16 protein-coding genes are annotated in these 16,015 nt (G+C 51.9%); 13 read left to right on the forward strand and 3 right to left on the reverse strand.

All coding sequences use genetic code 11. The annotated features are described in order from the left end of the window. Positions 1-338 precede the first annotated feature (338 nt). From nifH to fdxB, 9 genes are all read left to right on the forward strand, one after another. A complete protein-coding gene (gene nifH / locus H027_RS0111675) occupies positions 339-1,223 on the forward strand; it encodes a nitrogenase iron protein (RefSeq protein WP_024872641.1) in 885 nt (294 codons plus the stop codon). A 69-nt stretch (positions 1,224-1,292) separates the two neighbouring features. Beyond that, positions 1,293-2,741 carry a nitrogenase molybdenum-iron protein alpha chain gene (nifD, locus tag H027_RS0111680; RefSeq protein WP_024872642.1) on the forward strand — a complete coding sequence of 483 codons (1,449 nt, stop codon included), beginning with the start codon at positions 1,293-1,295 and terminating at the stop codon, positions 2,739-2,741. Between the two features lie 66 nt (positions 2,742-2,807). After that, positions 2,808-4,376: a nitrogenase molybdenum-iron protein subunit beta gene (gene nifK / locus H027_RS0111685; protein WP_024872643.1), complete on the forward strand. Its 1,569-nt coding sequence runs from the start codon at positions 2,808-2,810 to the stop codon at positions 4,374-4,376. Positions 4,377-4,515: 139 nt separating this feature from the next. Beyond that, on the forward strand, positions 4,516-4,734 hold the full coding sequence (nifT, locus tag H027_RS0111695; protein ID WP_024872644.1) for a putative nitrogen fixation protein NifT: 219 nt from the start codon (positions 4,516-4,518) through the stop codon (positions 4,732-4,734). 21 nt (positions 4,735-4,755) lie between these two features. Next, entirely contained in the window at positions 4,756-5,442 is a 687-nt protein-coding gene (locus tag H027_RS0111700; RefSeq protein WP_038149271.1) for a NifB/NifX family molybdenum-iron cluster-binding protein, read from the forward strand. 211 nt (positions 5,443-5,653) lie between these two features. Further along, a complete protein-coding gene (gene nifE, locus H027_RS0111705; RefSeq protein ID WP_024872646.1) occupies positions 5,654-7,027 on the forward strand; it encodes a nitrogenase iron-molybdenum cofactor biosynthesis protein NifE in 1,374 nt (457 codons plus the stop codon). A gap of 16 nt (positions 7,028-7,043) precedes the next feature. Continuing rightward, on the forward strand, positions 7,044-8,426 hold the full coding sequence (nifN, locus tag H027_RS0111710; protein ID WP_024872647.1) for a nitrogenase iron-molybdenum cofactor biosynthesis protein NifN: 1,383 nt from the start codon (positions 7,044-7,046) through the stop codon (positions 8,424-8,426). Beyond that, positions 8,423-8,875, forward strand: coding sequence for a NifB/NifX family molybdenum-iron cluster-binding protein (locus H027_RS17795; RefSeq protein WP_024872648.1), 453 nt, complete (start codon positions 8,423-8,425; stop codon positions 8,873-8,875). The genes nifN and H027_RS17795 overlap by 4 nt, the downstream gene beginning before the upstream one ends. A 42-nt stretch (positions 8,876-8,917) precedes the next feature. Then, positions 8,918-9,214, forward strand: a complete 297-nt coding sequence (fdxB, locus tag H027_RS0111720; protein WP_024872649.1) for a ferredoxin III, nif-specific — start codon at positions 8,918-8,920, stop codon at positions 9,212-9,214. An 81-nt stretch (positions 9,215-9,295) separates the two neighbouring features. Here fdxB and H027_RS0111725 read toward each other — a convergent pair whose 3' ends face one another. The 3 genes from H027_RS0111725 to H027_RS0111735 all read right to left on the reverse strand — a co-directional run bounded on the left by H027_RS0111725 (position 9,296) and on the right by H027_RS0111735 (position 12,554). After that, positions 9,296-10,747, reverse strand: coding sequence for an HDOD domain-containing protein (locus H027_RS0111725; protein ID WP_024872650.1), 1,452 nt, complete (start codon positions 10,745-10,747; stop codon positions 9,296-9,298). 78 nt (positions 10,748-10,825) lie between these two features. Continuing rightward, entirely contained in the window at positions 10,826-12,064 is a 1,239-nt protein-coding gene (locus tag H027_RS0111730; protein ID WP_024872651.1) for a TIGR03862 family flavoprotein, read from the reverse strand. A gap of 181 nt (positions 12,065-12,245) precedes the next feature. Further along, positions 12,246-12,554 carry a TRL-like family protein gene (locus tag H027_RS0111735; RefSeq protein ID WP_024872652.1) on the reverse strand — a complete coding sequence of 103 codons (309 nt, stop codon included), beginning with the start codon at positions 12,552-12,554 and terminating at the stop codon, positions 12,246-12,248. Positions 12,555-12,868: 314 nt separating this feature from the next. Between H027_RS0111735 and H027_RS0111740 the strand changes: the two genes are divergently transcribed. The 4 genes from H027_RS0111740 (at position 12,869) to H027_RS0111755 (ending at position 15,917) form a co-directional block, all read left to right on the forward strand. Further along, positions 12,869-13,228 carry a HesB/IscA family protein gene (locus tag H027_RS0111740; RefSeq protein WP_024872653.1) on the forward strand — a complete coding sequence of 120 codons (360 nt, stop codon included), beginning with the start codon at positions 12,869-12,871 and terminating at the stop codon, positions 13,226-13,228. 24 nt (positions 13,229-13,252) lie between these two features. Beyond that, positions 13,253-14,146 carry a Fe-S cluster assembly protein NifU gene (gene nifU / locus H027_RS0111745; protein WP_024872654.1) on the forward strand — a complete coding sequence of 298 codons (894 nt, stop codon included), beginning with the start codon at positions 13,253-13,255 and terminating at the stop codon, positions 14,144-14,146. Positions 14,147-14,157: 11 nt separating this feature from the next. Next, positions 14,158-15,363 (forward strand): cysteine desulfurase NifS, encoded by a 1,206-nt coding sequence (gene nifS, locus H027_RS0111750; protein WP_024872655.1) that lies wholly within the window; start codon positions 14,158-14,160, stop codon positions 15,361-15,363. 128 nt (positions 15,364-15,491) lie between these two features. Beyond that, positions 15,492-15,917 (forward strand): hypothetical protein, encoded by a 426-nt coding sequence (locus H027_RS0111755; RefSeq protein WP_024872656.1) that lies wholly within the window; start codon positions 15,492-15,494, stop codon positions 15,915-15,917. The last annotated feature ends 98 nt before the right edge of the window (positions 15,918-16,015 follow it).

Below are 16,015 nucleotides of genomic sequence, written 5' to 3' on the forward strand. Positions count from 1 at the left end.
AATAGATTGGGGCCAATCTAGTCTGCCTATAACCCAAAAATCAGCCTCCTCCTTCGGATTTAGGCTTGGGGGAGGAGAACATGGGGGGAGAAAAAGACAATGTTGAGCTGGATCGCGTTATGGGTTTGGGGTTGGCCTATAAGTTTGAAGCAGTTCACAAAGCTGACATTCCCTTGTCCATTTCCATACAAAAAGTCAGAGTTTGTATCGATCGTTTCTGCGACATAAATCACGATCTTCGTGATAATCCTTTATTTTCAATAGGTTGCTATGTTTGGCCTGATTGGTACGTAGCGTGCACATAGTAATACGTCAACGTCATTCAGAGGAGAAACGACATGGCCTTACGTCAATGTGCAATCTACGGTAAAGGTGGTATCGGTAAGTCTACCACTACTCAGAACCTGGTTTCTGCATTAGCAGAAATGGGCAAAAAAGTAATGATCATCGGTTGTGACCCGAAAGCGGATTCTACTCGTTTGATCCTGCACGCAAAAGCGCAGAACACCATCATGGAAATGGCGGCCGAAGTCGGTTCTGTTGAAGATTTGGAACTGGAAGATGTACTGCAGATCGGTTACGGCGGAGTTCGTTGTGCTGAGTCTGGTGGTCCAGAGCCAGGAGTAGGTTGTGCTGGTCGTGGTGTTATCACCGCTATCAACTTCTTGGAAGAAGAAGGCGCTTACGAAGAAGATTTAGACTTCGTGTTCTACGACGTACTGGGTGACGTTGTGTGTGGTGGTTTCGCGATGCCAATTCGTGAAAACAAAGCACAAGAAATCTACATCGTTTGTTCAGGCGAAATGATGGCGATGTACGCGGCGAACAACATCTCTAAAGGGATCGTTAAATACGCGAAATCAGGTTCAGTTCGTTTAGGTGGTCTGATCTGTAACTCTCGTAAAACTGACCGTGAAGATGAATTGATCATCGCTCTGGCTGAAAAACTGGGCACTCAGATGATCCACTTCGTACCACGTGACAACATCGTTCAACGCGCTGAAATCCGTCGTATGACCGTTATCGAATACGATCCGAAATGTCAGCAAGCTGACGAATACCGCACGCTGGCTCGTAAGGTAGTTGATAACAAACTGCTGGTTGTGCCAACTCCAGTGACTATGGATGAGCTGGAAGCGCTGCTGATGGAATTCGGCATCATGGATGCTGAAGACGAATCCATCATCGGTAAGACCGCGGCAGAAGAAGCTGCTTCAGCCTAAGGTTTTGCATCGGCGGCTGGCAGGGATGCTGCCAGCCCGGATTGTCCGCCCATTCAAGGAATTACTGCTATGACTAACAGAACTCGCGAAGAGAATCTGGCGTTAATTCAGGAAGTGCTCGAAGCCTATCCGGAAAAAGCGCGTAAGGATCGTAAAAAACACCTGACGGTTAACGACCCATCGCTGGAAAAAGCCAGCAAGTGTATTACTTCTAACCGTAAGTCGCTGCCGGGCGTCATGACCATCCGTGGTTGTGCCTATGCAGGGTCAAAAGGGGTAGTGTTCGGCCCAATCAAAGACATGATCCATCTGTCGCATGGTCCTGTAGGTTGTGGTCAATATTCCCGTGCTGGTCGTCGTAACTATTACACTGGTCTGACTGGTGTGAACAGCTTCGGTACCATGAACTTCACTTCTGATTTCCAGGAAAAAGACATCGTTTTCGGTGGCGATAAAAAACTGACGAAAATCATTGAAGAGATGGAAATGCTGTTCCCGTTATCAAAAGGGATCACCGTGCAATCTGAGTGTCCGGTTGGTCTGATTGGTGACGACATCGAATCAGTAGCAAAACAAGCCAAAGCGAAAATCGGTAAATCAGTGGTGCCAGTTCGCTGTGAAGGTTTCCGCGGTGTGTCTCAGTCTTTAGGTCACCACATTGCGAACGACGTCGTTCGTGACTGGATCCTGGGTAACCGTGATGAGCAAGAATTCGAAGGGACTCCATACGATGTCGCCATCATCGGTGACTATAACATCGGTGGTGATGCTTGGTCTTCTCGTATCCTGCTGGAAGAGATCGGTCTGCGCGTGGTAGCACAGTGGTCTGGTGACGGTACGCTGGCGGAAATGGAAAATACGCCAAAAGTGAAAATGAACCTGGTGCACTGCTACCGTTCAATGAACTACATCTCTCGCCATATGGAAGAAAAGTATGACATCCCATGGATGGAATACAACTTCTTTGGCCCAACCAAAATTGCTGAATCACTGCGCAAAATTGCAGCTCAGTTTGACGAAACTATCCAGAAAAAAGCGGAAGAAGTGATCGCCAAATATGAAGCGCAGACTGCGGCGGTGATTGCGAAATACAAACCACGTCTGGAAGGCAAGAAAGTCATGCTGTACGTCGGCGGCCTGCGTCCACGTCACGTGATCGGTGCTTACGAAGACTTAGGTATGGAAATTGTCGGTGCCGGTTATGAATTCGCGCACAACGATGACTACGACCGTACGCTGAAAGAGTTGCCAGAAGCAACCCTGCTGTTCGACGACGTGACCGGTTATGAATTCGAAGAATTCGTGAAAGCGGTGAAACCTGATCTGATCGGTTCTGGTATCAAAGAAAAATTCATTTTCCAGAAAATGGGTATTCCGTTCCGTCAGATGCACTCCTGGGATTACTCAGGACCTTATCACGGCTATGACGGCTTTGCCATCTTCGCCCGTGACATGGATATGACACTCAACAACCCATGCTGGTCAAAACAGACTGCGCCATGGAAGAAAAGCGCGTAATGGCCCCGGTAGTTGATTCCATTACCCCGTTAGTTCACAGATGAGTGGCGCGGGAAGGAGAATGTTATGAGTCAGAATATTGAGAACATCAAATCCTGTTATCCGCTGTTTGAACAGGACGAATACCAAAACCTGTTTGCCAGCAAACGTGCGAACTATGAAGAAGCGCACGATGCAGCGAAAGTCCGTGAAGTGTTCGAGTGGACAACCACTGAAGAATACAAAGAGCTGAACTTCAAACGTGAAGCACTGACCATTGACCCGGCTAAAGCCTGTCAACCACTGGGTGCAGTATTGTGCTCACTGGGCTTTGAGAAAACCCTGCCATATGTGCACGGTTCACAAGGTTGTGTGGCTTACTTCCGTACTTACTTCAACCGTCATTTCCGTGAGCCAGTAGCTTGTGTCTCTGACTCCATGACTGAAGATGCAGCCGTATTCGGTGGTCACGCGAACATGAACGATGGTCTGCAGAATGCGTTAGCACTCTACAAACCAGAAATGATTGCGGTATCAACCACCTGTATGGCGGAAGTTATCGGTGACGACCTGCAAGCGTTCACCAACAACGCCAAAAAAGACGGTTTTGTACCACAAGATTTCCCAGTGCCTTACGCACATACCCCAAGTTTCGTCGGTAGCCATATCACTGGTTGGGACAACATGTTTGAAGGTTTCGCCAATACCTTCACTGCAAAAGATGTTGAATACAAACCAGGTAGCAACGGCAAACTGAACATCGTGACCGGTTTTGAAACCTATCTGGGTAACTACCGCGTGATCAAGCGCATGCTGACCGAAATGGGCGTGCCATTCTCCATGCTGTCTGATCCGTCAGAAGTGCTGGATACCCCATCGGATGGTCAGTACCGCATGTATGCTGGTGGTACGACTCAGGCTGAAATGAAAGATGCGCCAAACGCGATCGATACCCTGATGCTGCAACCATGGCACCTGGTGAAAACCAAGAAAGTGGTCAAAGAAACTTGGGGCCAGCCTGGCACTGAACTGAACATTCCAATGGGTCTGGAATGGACTGATGAGTTCCTGATGAAAGTGTCTGCACTGACTGGCAAAGCGATCCCGGCTTCGCTGGAACTGGAACGTGGCCGTCTGGTTGACATGATCACCGACTCTCACACCTGGTTGCACGGCAAGAAATTCGGTGTCTATGGTGACCCTGATTTCGTCGAGGGCTTAGTTAAATTCCTGCTCGAACTGGGCTGTGAACCAACCGTGATCCTGTGCAACAACGGCAGCAAAAAATGGAAAAAATCCATTGAGAAAATGCTGGCCGATTCACCATACGGTCAGGGCAGTGAAGTTTATGTCGGCAACGATCTGTGGCACTTCCGTTCACTGATGTTCACCAACAAACCAGACTTCATGATTGGTAACTCTTACGGCAAATTCATTCAGCGTGACACGCTGGCGAAAGGCAAAGCGTTTGAAGTTCCATTGATCCGCCTGGGCTTCCCGATTTTCGACCGTCATCACCTGCATCGCATGACCACCCTCGGTTACGAAGGGGCTATGTACATGCTGACCACACTGGTTAACGCCGTGATGGAAAAACTCGACAGCGAAACGATGGAACTGGGCAAAACCGATTACAACTTCGACTTGGTTCGCTAAGCGAAGTTGGCATCCGAGGCAGGGTAACCTGCCTCTACCAAGCCCGGAACCGTTCTTGCAACGAACGTTCCGGGCTTATTTATCTTAATCGTATTGATCATAAGAAATTCAAGTGGTTGCAAAGGGAAGGAGTTGTCATATGCCTAACATAATGTTCCGTCAGCACGATGATGGTCTGTATTGCTACATCGCCAAGCGCGATCTGGAAGCGAAGGTTGCAAAGCTTGAATTCGAAGCGGATGACAACTGGGGCGGACGTGTCGATCTGGATAACGGTGAAGCCTATTTTCTGGCTCCGCAGGAAAAACCTTCATTGCCCATCACGCTGCGTCTGAAACGCGCGGGTGAAGACGATTAATTTAAGAGACGGGAGGCTGTGATGAAAACTCTGCTAGAAAGTCAGGTTTACTGGCGTCTTATCGCGTTGGCACAGGCAGTACCGGAGGTAGAACAGGGCATTCTGTTTGACTGGATCAGCGGCGCGCTGAACGGTCCGCTGACGACAGCCCAGTTAGAAAAACTCACGGTTGAAGCATTGAAATCTTCCGCTCCGTCTGAATTGTCGGGATTTAGTCAGGCGCGCTGGCAGGTGTTGCTGGAATGTCTGCAGGGCGAGTTGCCTGTGCATCTCGATCCGAAACCGGCCGTCGCCGAACCGGATGCCTTGCGGGTGGCCTTTTCTTCCAATGATGGTCTGCATGTGAATGGTCATTTTGGCAATTGTCATCTGTTTTTCATCTATCAGGTGACCGAGGCGGGTTCGCAACTGATCGACATCCGCCACTTTGTCGCTGATGAGACACAGGAAGATAACGAAACCCGTGCCCGTCTGTTGCAAAACTGCCATCTGCTGTTCTGTGAGGCGATTGGCGGGCCAGCGGCGGCACGCATCATTCGCCACGGCATCCACCCGGTCAAAATCAAGAAAGACAACCGGATCAGCACCCAGTTGGATGCTCTGCAAGAGCTGATGCAAGGGCAACTGCCGCCTTGGTTGGCGAAAGCATTGGGTCGCAAAGACGATCTGGGTAAACGTTTTAACGACGAGTTGTCTGAACTGGAGTAACGGCTCCGTGAATCAGGTTGCTATCAGGAATCAAAGCTATCGCCCTTGTTGATTTGGCTGGGGGGTGAAATCTGCAAGGGTGATAGCGTCCTGTATGTCGAGTTTGTTGTGAATATGACAAACACAAAATCATTTAAATCAATATGTTATGGATGGACTGCTCCTTGCACCTCTCAAAATTGAGAGCTCGCGCACATTTCAGGAGGGAGCGATGAAAGGCAACGAAATAGCGGCATTGATGGATGAGCCCGCCTGTGGCCATAACAGTAAAGCCAAATCGGGTTGTAGTGCGCCGAAGCCAGGCGCAACGGCAGGTGGCTGCGCCTTTGATGGTGCGCAAATCACGTTGTTACCGATCGCTGACGTTGCACATCTGGTGCATGGCCCGATCGGTTGCACTGGCAGTTCGTGGGATAACCGGGGCGCCCGCAGTTCCGGCCCGTCACTTTACCGGTTAGGGTTTACCACTGATTTAAATGAACAGGATGTGATCATGGGGCGCGGTGAACGCCGTCTCTATCACTCCGTCAAACATATCGTTGAGAAATACCATCCAGCGGCGGTATTTGTTTACAACACCTGCGTACCAGCGATGGAAGGGGATGACATCATCGCCATCTGCAAGGCAGCAGAAAGCAAGGTGGGTGTGCCGGTGATCCCGGTCGATGCCGCCGGTTTCTATGGCAGCAAGAATTTAGGTAACCGTATCGCTGGTGAGGTGATGGTCGATCGCGTCGTGGGTACCGCCGAACCGGCACCGTGGCCGGCGGAGTGTGCGATCCCCGCCGAACGTGGTCACGATATCGCCCTGATCGGCGAATTCAACATTGCCGGTGAATTCTGGAACGTGCAGCCGCTGTTTGATGAACTCGGCGTGCGCATTCTCTGTACGCTGGCCGGTGATGCCCGTTTTCATGAAGTACAGACCATTCACCGCGCGGAACTCAACATGCTGGTCTGCTCCCGTGCACTGATCAATGTGGCGCGCAAACTGGAAACCAAATACGGCACGCCGTGGTTTGAGGGCAGTTTTTACGGCGTCACCGATACCTCCAAATCTTTACTGACCGTCGCCGAGATGTTGGGCGATGCCGATCTGATCGCCCGCACCAAGGATCTCATTGCCCGCAAAGAGGCCGAAACCGAAGCGCAGCTCGCACCGTTCCGGGCCCGTCTGAAAGGCAAGCGCGTGCTGCTGTATACCGGAGGGGTGAAATCCTGGTCAGTGGTAGCGGCCCTGCAGGATCTCGGCATGGAAGTGGTGGCCAGCGGTACCCGCAAATCGACTGAAGAAGACAAGGCCCGTATTCGTGAGTTGATGGGTGACAACGCCCTGATGCTGGAAGACGGCAACGCCCGCAATCTGTTGGATGTGGCCTATCAATACCGCGCGGATCTGATGATTGCCGGTGGCCGCAATATGTTTACTGCTTACAAGGCCCGACTGCCGTTTCTGGATATTAATCAGGAACGTGAACATGCGTATGCCGGCTATGAAGGCATGGTTGAGCTGGCACGTCAGATTTGCCGCTCGCTGGAAAGCCCGATCTGGGCGCAAGTCAAGCAACGCGCGCCTTGGCAATAACGCAGGAGACCCCCCTATGGCTCAAGTTATCAAAACACACAAACCGCTAGCCACCCAACCGATCAAAAGCGGGCAACCGCTCGGTGCGATTCTGGCAAGCCTCGGTATTGAACGCTGCATTCCGCTGATCCACGGTGCTCAGGGTTGCAGCGCCTTTGCCAAGATTTTCTTTATTCAGCATTTTAACGAGCCGATCCCGCTGCAATCGACCGCGATGGATCCGATCACCACTGTGATGGGCTCTGACGACAACATCATTCAGGCGCTGGCGCATCTGTGTGAAAAGAGTAATCCGCGACTGATCGTGCTGCTGAGTTCCGGGCTTTCAGAAGCACAGGGTTCCGACATGAACCGCGCGCTGAAAGAGTTCCGCAAACAATATCCAAAATTCGAGCGCAACGAGATCGTCACGGTCAATACCCCCGATTTCTATGGCTCGCTGGAAAATGGCTACAGTGCACTGGTGGAGAGCCTGATCACGCAACTGGTGCCGGAACAGAAGCTGCGCAGCATCCGCAAGAAACGCATCAATTTACTGCTCAGTCACATGCTGACACCGGGCGACATCGAATTGATCCGCCAATACGTGGAAGCCTTCGGCTTACAGCCGATCCTGGTGCCGGATCTTTCCCGCTCGATGGATGGGCATCTGGTGAAACAGGATTACCTTTCCGTCAGTCAGGGTGGTGCCGATGTCAACATGCTGCGCCAGCTCGGACAGAGCAGTCTGACCTTGGTGGTGGGACCTTCCATGCAGCGAGCCGGGCAATTGTTGAGTACCCGCAGCGGGGTGGAGAGTGTCTATTTTCCCCATCTGATGACGCTGGCCGAGGTCGATCGTTTTATTCACACCCTGCAACAGCTTTCCGACCGTCAGGTGCCGGAATGGATTGAACGCCAGCGCGGGCAGGTGACCGACACCATGATCGACACCCACACCTGGGTCAACGACACCCGTATTGCCATCGGTGCAGAAGCCGATTTGTTGGTGGCCTGGATGGCCTTTGCCGAATCGGTCGGGATGAATGCCGTCTCTGTGGTCGCGCCGGTCAATCAACCTTGTCTGGCCGCCCTGCCGGTTGAAAAAGTGCTGATTGGGGATTTGGAGGATCTGCAACAACAGGTGGAAGAAAAGGGCTGCGATCTGCTGCTGGCCAATTCGCATGGGGCGGTGATGGCAGAGACACTGCATCTGCCGCTGATGCGGATTGGTTTCCCGATCTTTGACCGCTTTGGTGAGTTTCGCCGGGTTCGTCAGGGGTACGCCGGTATCCGCGATAATCTGTTTGAAATTGCCAACTATCAGCAGCAAGCCTGTCATGGACGTCCGGTCTATCACTCACCACTGAAACAACCGTTTGCACAATCTGCATTGCATACCGAGGAGGAAGTGGCATGAACCATCTGCAACGACACCTGCGGGTCAGTGATTATCACGTTCCGCATTTAAAGGTGGCCTTCGCCAGTTCGGACATGAAAACCGTAGACCAACATTTCGGCTCTTGTGAAAGCCTGCTGGTGTACGGCGTTGAGCCGGATGGTTATGAATTGCTGCAAGTCGCGGAGTTTCAGGTGGTGGAAGGTCATCTGCCTGCCAAAGTCGCTAGCCGCATTGAGGTAATTGAAGGCTGCTTTGCCGTGTATTGCAATGCGGTTGGCGAGGCTGTTTTTCGTCAGTTAATGGCGGCGGGGATCCGTGCCATTCGCGTCGAGCATGGCACCAGCATCACTAGCCTGATCCAGTCGTTGCAGGATCAATGGCCACAACGCATTCCCCAAAAACAGCGGCAGACCGACTTGGCGGATAGTCTGGCCGATGCGTTGGAAGATGCGGGCTGGGACGAGTAATTATCGATACAACAGAAAAAACTTAGCTCAGAGGAGAGAAATATGAGTGGATTTATTACCGGTATTACTCGTGGCGGTGCTGCCTGGACACCGGAATTCGTAACTGCAGTGGATGCCCATACCTGTATTGGTTGTGGTCGTTGCTACAAAGTCTGTTCCCGCGATGTGTTCAACCTTGTCGACAAAGCCGATCTGGTGGATGAAGACGAGCTGGATGATGATCAGGATGATGTGATGATGGTGATGACGGTGGCCAATGCCGATGACTGCATCGGTTGTGGTGCCTGTTCTCGGGTTTGCCCAAAAAACTGTCATTCCCATGCGGCCATGTCAGCCTGATTCATTTTACTGAGTCCTTTGCAATCTTGGGTGGCAACACCCGACTGCGTTTTCGCCCGGGTTCGCCCGGGCTTTTTTATCTCAGTGCATGATGTTGGTCAGGCAGAGGTTGGTTTGCTGCACAAAATGCGTAAAGCTGAAAAAGTCTTCACTGGTCAACGGGCGACCACTGGTGGCGCGATCGGCATAAAACAGACCGATGCTTTGCTTGTCCAGCACGATCGGCGAGAGGAAAAATCCTTTGGCGCAACTGATGCTCTTGGTGGTTGCCGGGAGCAAGTGCGACCAATGTAAATCGGTATGACTCTTGATCCACACGGTTTCATGTGTCTGCAAACAATGGTGAAAGATCGAGCGCAAACCGCCTTCCAGCTCAATGATAAAAATCTCTTTTAACGGGCTTTGGTCCAGTGCGGCGGCGAAACGGGCCTGCAACTGTGTTTTTTCCCGATTCAGCATCAGGATCGCCACCCGATCCATACCGACACCCTGATAAATTCCATGCAGAGATTTCTGCATGATGAGATTGATATCGGCCTTTTCATACGCCAGCGTAGTCAGTTCGCGCAGCGTTTTAAGTTGTATCAGATCATCCGGTTCATTCGGCTGCTGTACGGTCTTTTCTGCTGTCAGGAAGGGGGCCAGACTGGCATCCAGATAAGGCGAAAGCATCAACGCGCCATAGGTATAGGCCAGTTTGATAGTTTCCTCACCGCATTGACGAACACGCTGTCGCAAGATTCGGGGCTCGATTTTCATTGTTTTAGCCATGGCGTTCATTTGCTGTTCAATCTGCGCCGGAGTGGCTTTAGGATCTTGCAACAAGGCACTGAACTGATTGGCTTCCGCGATCGCCTGCAGTTCCGGTGTACGGCGGTCCGGATCTTTTAAGGACAGCTGCAGCAGACTGCCCATATTCCAAGAGTTGGCCAGACCGGCACTGATTTTATTAAATGTGGTGCCCAGCATGTCCCGGACGATGTCGTTTTCGTTGCCCTGCGCCTTACGGAGTTTATCATCCAACTGTTCGGTAATCGGGCCACCCATACTCCAGAAGGTGCTCTCACCGATGTTATGCAGTAACGCCGCGATATAGGCCTCTTCACGGGTATCTTCGTCATAATCGGCCAGCATCATTTTTGCCAGCATGGCGGCATGAAATGATTGCGCCATGAGGCGCAACAGCCGTTCATACACCATTTGCGAGATGTCGTGACTTTTCAGCAGGCTGTCGACCAGTTTGGCGGTAATACAAATCTGTTTCAGCGCATTAAACCCGAGCAGCACGACTGCCCGGCTGATGGTGGTGACCGGGGTGTTGCCGCGATTATAGGTCACGCTGTTGGCAACCCGCAGAATGCGGGTGGTAAGCCCATGATCGTGCAGGATCGATTTACCCAGATCGGCCAGCGACATATTGTCATCTTTGGCCATTTTTTCCAGCATGCGCACGGTCGCGCAAAGCGCAGGCATTTCCTGCACATTGATCCGTTCGATCCAGGCATCGGTACCACGAGTTGATTGAATCGCCATCGTCCTGATTTTCCGTCGCTATTTCCATTTTCCTAAACTAAGCATAGCGAAAATGAGCAAACTGTCTGCTGCTTTTCTTTACTCTTGTGCGTTAAGCCACTCTAAGATGCCGTGACTGGCCACATAACCGCTGGCAAAACAGCCAGTCAGCAGATAGCCACCGGTGGGTGCTTCCCAATCCAGCATTTCACCGGCACAAAACAGTCCGGGAAAACGTTGCAGCATTAAGTGTTCATTTAGCGCGGAAAAACAAACCCCGCCAGCGGTGCTGATGGCTTCATCCATCGGGGTGGTCTGTGACAGATGTAACGGCAGTTGCTTGATGGCTTGCGCCAGCAGTTTTTCCTGACTGAAGATTTCTTTGGTAAGACATTCCCGCAGCAAACCGGCCTTTACACCATCAATGCCCACTTTGTTTTTCAACTGGGTCGAGAGTGATTTCGAGCCGCGTGAGCGCAACTCCTGTTCAATACGTTCAACACTTTTATTGGGCAATAAATCTAAATACAGGGTGGCGCTGCCATTCAGTTCCAACTGTTCGCGCAGTTCGGCGGCAAACACATAAATCAGGCTGCCTTCGATCCCGCGCTCGGTGATGACAAATTCCCCCTGGCGTTGCGTGGTTGCCCCTTGCGCGTCGGTCAGTGTCGCAATGACGGTTTTGACGGGGGTGCCGGCAAAACGCTGGCGAAAATCGTCAGACCAGGCACAGATAAAGCCACAGTTGGCGGCTTTGAGGGGGGCCACTGCAATGCCTTTTTCTTCCAATAACGGTACCCAGGCACCGTCAGAACCCAGACGAGACCAACTGCCACCGCCCAGTGCCAGCAACACCGCATCGGCCTGTACGCTGATTTCACCATCGGGGGTGGCGAACACCAACTGCTGTGCTTCATTCCAGCCCATCCAGCGATGGCGGACATGGAATCGAACACCCGCTTCACGCAAACGCTGCAGCCAGGTGCGTAACAGCGGTGCGGCGCGCATATCGGTGGGGAACACCCGGCCGGAACTGCCGACAAAGGTGTCAAAGCCCAGCTGGTGTGCCCATGCGCGGAGTTGGTCTGCGCCGAAGGTTTGTAACAAAGGGCGCATTTCTGTTTGTCGCTGGCGATAACGGTTAAGAAATGGTTCAAACGGTTCGGAGTGGGTGAGATTCATGCCGCCTTTACCGGCTTGCAGGAATTTGCGGCCGACCGAGGGCATGGCATCAAACAGATCGACCTGGATATTATGCTGGCTGAGTTGTTCCGCCGCGATCAAGCCGGCTGGCCCTCCGCCGATGATCACTACCTGTTTGGTTGCTGTTGTCGCCACCCTGCACCCCGTTGGTCATGCTGCTCAAAGAAAGCCGCGATTGTAACATTCATTCCATGATGCTGCAGGGCCAGAAGTGCTGGTGAGGAGATGAGAAAGGTAAACGGAGGGCATAAAAAAACCGTCTGGGTAGACGGCTAAACATGTCTGCTATGCAGTGTCACTATTCTAAATTCTAATTTTATTCGCCTTTCACGGTGACGGTGTACGTTCCGATCAAGCCGAGGATGTTATTTGATTTCTGGTCAACATGGCTGACACGGGAGATGTTGCCGTTTTTCTTGGCGGCATCAATTGAACAATCGCCAATTGCCACCATGGCCAGATAGCTCTTACACGTTGCAGTACCCGTTTTACTGGCTTCTGCATTTGACGTGGCGGTCACTGGGGCATTGATATCTGTGTAAATGGCACCGATAGGTTGAGAAGTGGCACAACCTGTCAGGGCGAATGCGGTGGCAAGCAGGCTGCCGATGATCATCTTGTTCATGTTTTATCCCGAAATAATTACAGAAATGAGTTGCCGTAAGGCGGGCGGGAATTTATAGCAAGGATTCATTAATAGCCATTGGAAATCGGCCTTCCTGTCAGCTTTGCCAGCCTAACCGTCATTTGTCCTGATGGTTTTTTATCGTGATTTGCACGGCTTTCGACATCCTGTCTTAACTGCGACAAAAGCTGACAAAGCCTGTCTGCTTGTCAGACAAAACGCCTTTTATTCTGTTTTATCACTTTGAAAAATAATGATTTTATATGTGGCACCTCATTTGCAGCTTTGTGATCACGGTCACAGGGAGAAACGTCATGATTCAAATCGAAGAAAACGCAGTGATGCAATTACAACGTCTGCAGCAACAGTTGGTGCAGGAGTGCGTCGGTTTGCGTCTGATTGCCAAAGGCGATCCCTGCTCGGGGATCAAGGTCGAAATGGGCTGGACTGCGGCCCAGCAGCCGGACGATGTGTTGTTCCGTCAGGATGGGTTGGTCTTTCTGGCCGATCGCCGTCAGTGGCCTCTATTAAAAGATTGTCAAATTTCACTGGCAGAACGTCAGGGGCAACCGGGCTTCAACATTCAGCCGCAACCGGCAGATTGCAAATGCAGTCATGGCAGTTGCAGCCCGGCCCAGTCAAGTCAATGTTCATCTGGCACCAGTGTGAATTAAAAATACGCGCAAAGGAGACGAGTCATGTGGAACTATTCAGAAAAAGTTAAGGATCACTTCTTCAATCCACGCAATGCCAAGGTCATTGCCGATGCGAACGCGGTGGGTGATGTCGGCTCGATCAGTTGCGGTGATGCACTGCGGTTGATGCTGCAGGTCAATCCGGAAAACGAGATTATCGAAGATGCCGGTTTCCAAACTTTCGGTTGTGGCAGCGCGATTGCTTCTTCTTCTGCCCTGACGGAAATGGTGATTGGCAAGACACTGGATGATGCGCTGAAGATCAGCAACATGGATATTGCGGATTACCTCGATGGTCTGCCACCGGAAAAAATGCACTGCTCAGTGATGGGACAGGAAGCCTTACAGGCGGCGATTGCCAACTTCCGCGGTGAGGAATGGCATGACGATCATGAAGAAGGCGCGTTGATCTGTAAATGCTTTGCGGTCGATGAAGTCAAAATCATCAAGGCCGTCAAAGAAAACGGTCTGACGTCGATTGCCGATGTCATCAACTACACCAAAGCGGGTGGCGGTTGCGGTGCCTGTCATGAAAAGATCGAACAGGCCTTACAGAAAGTGCTGGCTACTCAACCATGCAATGAAGCGCGTATCGCCACCACCAGTCTGGAGCGCAGCAAGGTAGCTCCGCATGTCGATCTGGCGAAGAAAGATGAAAACTGGCGCACCGTGGCTGCGGTGCTGGAAGAGATGCGTCCGCGCTTGCAGGCCGATGGTGGCGATGTCACGCTGATCAGCGTGACCGAATCGAAGGTGGAAGTTGCCCTTTCCGGCAGTTGCCTGGGCTGCATGATGACCGATATGACCTTGTCTTGGATCCAGCAGACCCTGATGGAAAAAATGGGCCGCTACATGCAGGTCGTTAGTGTTACTCAGGCTGAGACCACACTGGTTTAAGGAGACGGAACATGAAAGCGATCTATCTGGATAACAACGCCACCACCCGTCTTGATCCGATGGTGCTGGAAGCCATGATGCCGTTTATGACCGAGCATTACGGTAACCCGTCTTCGATTCATGGTTTCGGCGAACCCGTGCGCAAAGGCATTGAACGGGCCCGCGAACAAGTGGCGGCCCTGTTGGGGGCGGCGCACGACAGCGAAATTATTTTTACCTCTTGCGCGACTGAGGCGAACAGCACGGCGATTCTTTCTGCCGTGGAGGCCTTGCCCGAGCGCACGGAGATCATCACGACCGTGGTAGAACATCCGGCCATTCTGGAGGTGTGTGAACACCTGGAGCGCCGTGGTTACACCATCCACCGTTTGCCCGTCGATGGTCAGGGTCGTCTGGATTTAGACCATTACCAGTCGCTGCTCAGTGACAAGGTGGCGCTAGTCACGGTGATGTGGGCCAACAACGAAACCGGCACCGTATTTCCGGTGCAGACAATGGCGACCATGGCTAAGGAAAAAGGCATTCTGTTTCACACCGACGGGGTGCAGGCGGTCGGCAAATTCCCGATCCATCTGGCGAGCAGCGACATTGATCTGCTCTCTTTCTCCGGTCACAAGTTGCATGCCCCGAAAGGTGTCGGTGCCCTGTATGTCAAACGCGGTACGCGATTCCGCCCACTGCTGCGCGGTGGTCATCAGGAACGCGGGCGCCGTGCCGGTACCGAAAATGCTGCCGGTATTGTCGGCCTCGGTATGGCCTGTGAGCTGGCTGAAGTGCATATGCCGATGATGTCGCATTTGGCAGAACTGCGGGATGAATTGCAGGCTGGCTTACTGGAAAAAGTTCCTTGTTCCATTGTGACCGGCGATGTGGAAAACCGCACGCCGAACACGCTGAACATCGCCTTTGAATATATCGAAGGGGAGGCGATCCTGCTGATGCTGAATCAACTCGGGATCGCGGCATCGAGCGGCAGTGCCTGTACCTCCGGCTCGCTGGAACCGTCACATGTGATGCGGGCGATGAACATTCCCTACACCGCGGCGCATGGCAGCGTGCGTTTCTCGCTGTCGCGTTATACCCGCCAGAAAGAGATCGATTATGTGCTGGAAAAACTGCCTCCGGTGATTGAACGCCTGCGTTCGCTGTCACCTTACTGGATGCAGAACAAACCCGATCTGGAAAAACTGGGTGAGTTTTCACCGGCGTATGGTTAAGCCTGAGTGCTGTGATTGCGTTGTTTCAATAAAGCCTGCGCGATATGTGCAGGCTTTTCGTTATTTTACAGCCCGGCAGTTCTGGTTCAGAATGAGAACATCGTCTATCACTCTTCAGGATGAAGTTTATGTTCCGTTCCTTTGCCAGCACTCTGTTGCTCGGTGCCGGACTGTTGTTGCTGGTGGCTTGCCAGAGCACGGCAGAAAAAGAAAAAAGCAAAACTCCCGTCAAACACACACCGTCTGAACTCTTCGTCAACGATCTCCGGCAGAACGGCGATAAGCTGCTCTGTAACCAGCCGGCCTATCTGAAATGTTATCTGCAAACGCCCAGTCGTTGCGTCAAGGATCTCTCCGGCTTTAAAGAGGCTTGTCTGAATGAGGCACTGCAAAAAAACAATGGACAGGTGACAGCAGCCAACTATAAGCAAGTCGGCAACGATTTTACGCTCTGTATGCTGGTCAAACATGCACTGCTTTATCCGAAGAAAGCCGAAGCTATCGGACAATGTCTGGATAAAAGTCGCTTTGAAAATAAACCACGTCTGAATTAATTCTTCCTGACTCTTTTCCGACAAGACCCAGCCTGTGGGTCATTGGGACTCAGTGGCATCTTTGCGTTCGGCCATCTATGCTGAAATTATTTGCGGGA

The sequence above is a fragment of the Tolumonas lignilytica genome (assembly GCF_000527035.1).
Lineage (GTDB): Bacteria > Pseudomonadota > Gammaproteobacteria > Enterobacterales > Aeromonadaceae > Tolumonas > Tolumonas lignilytica.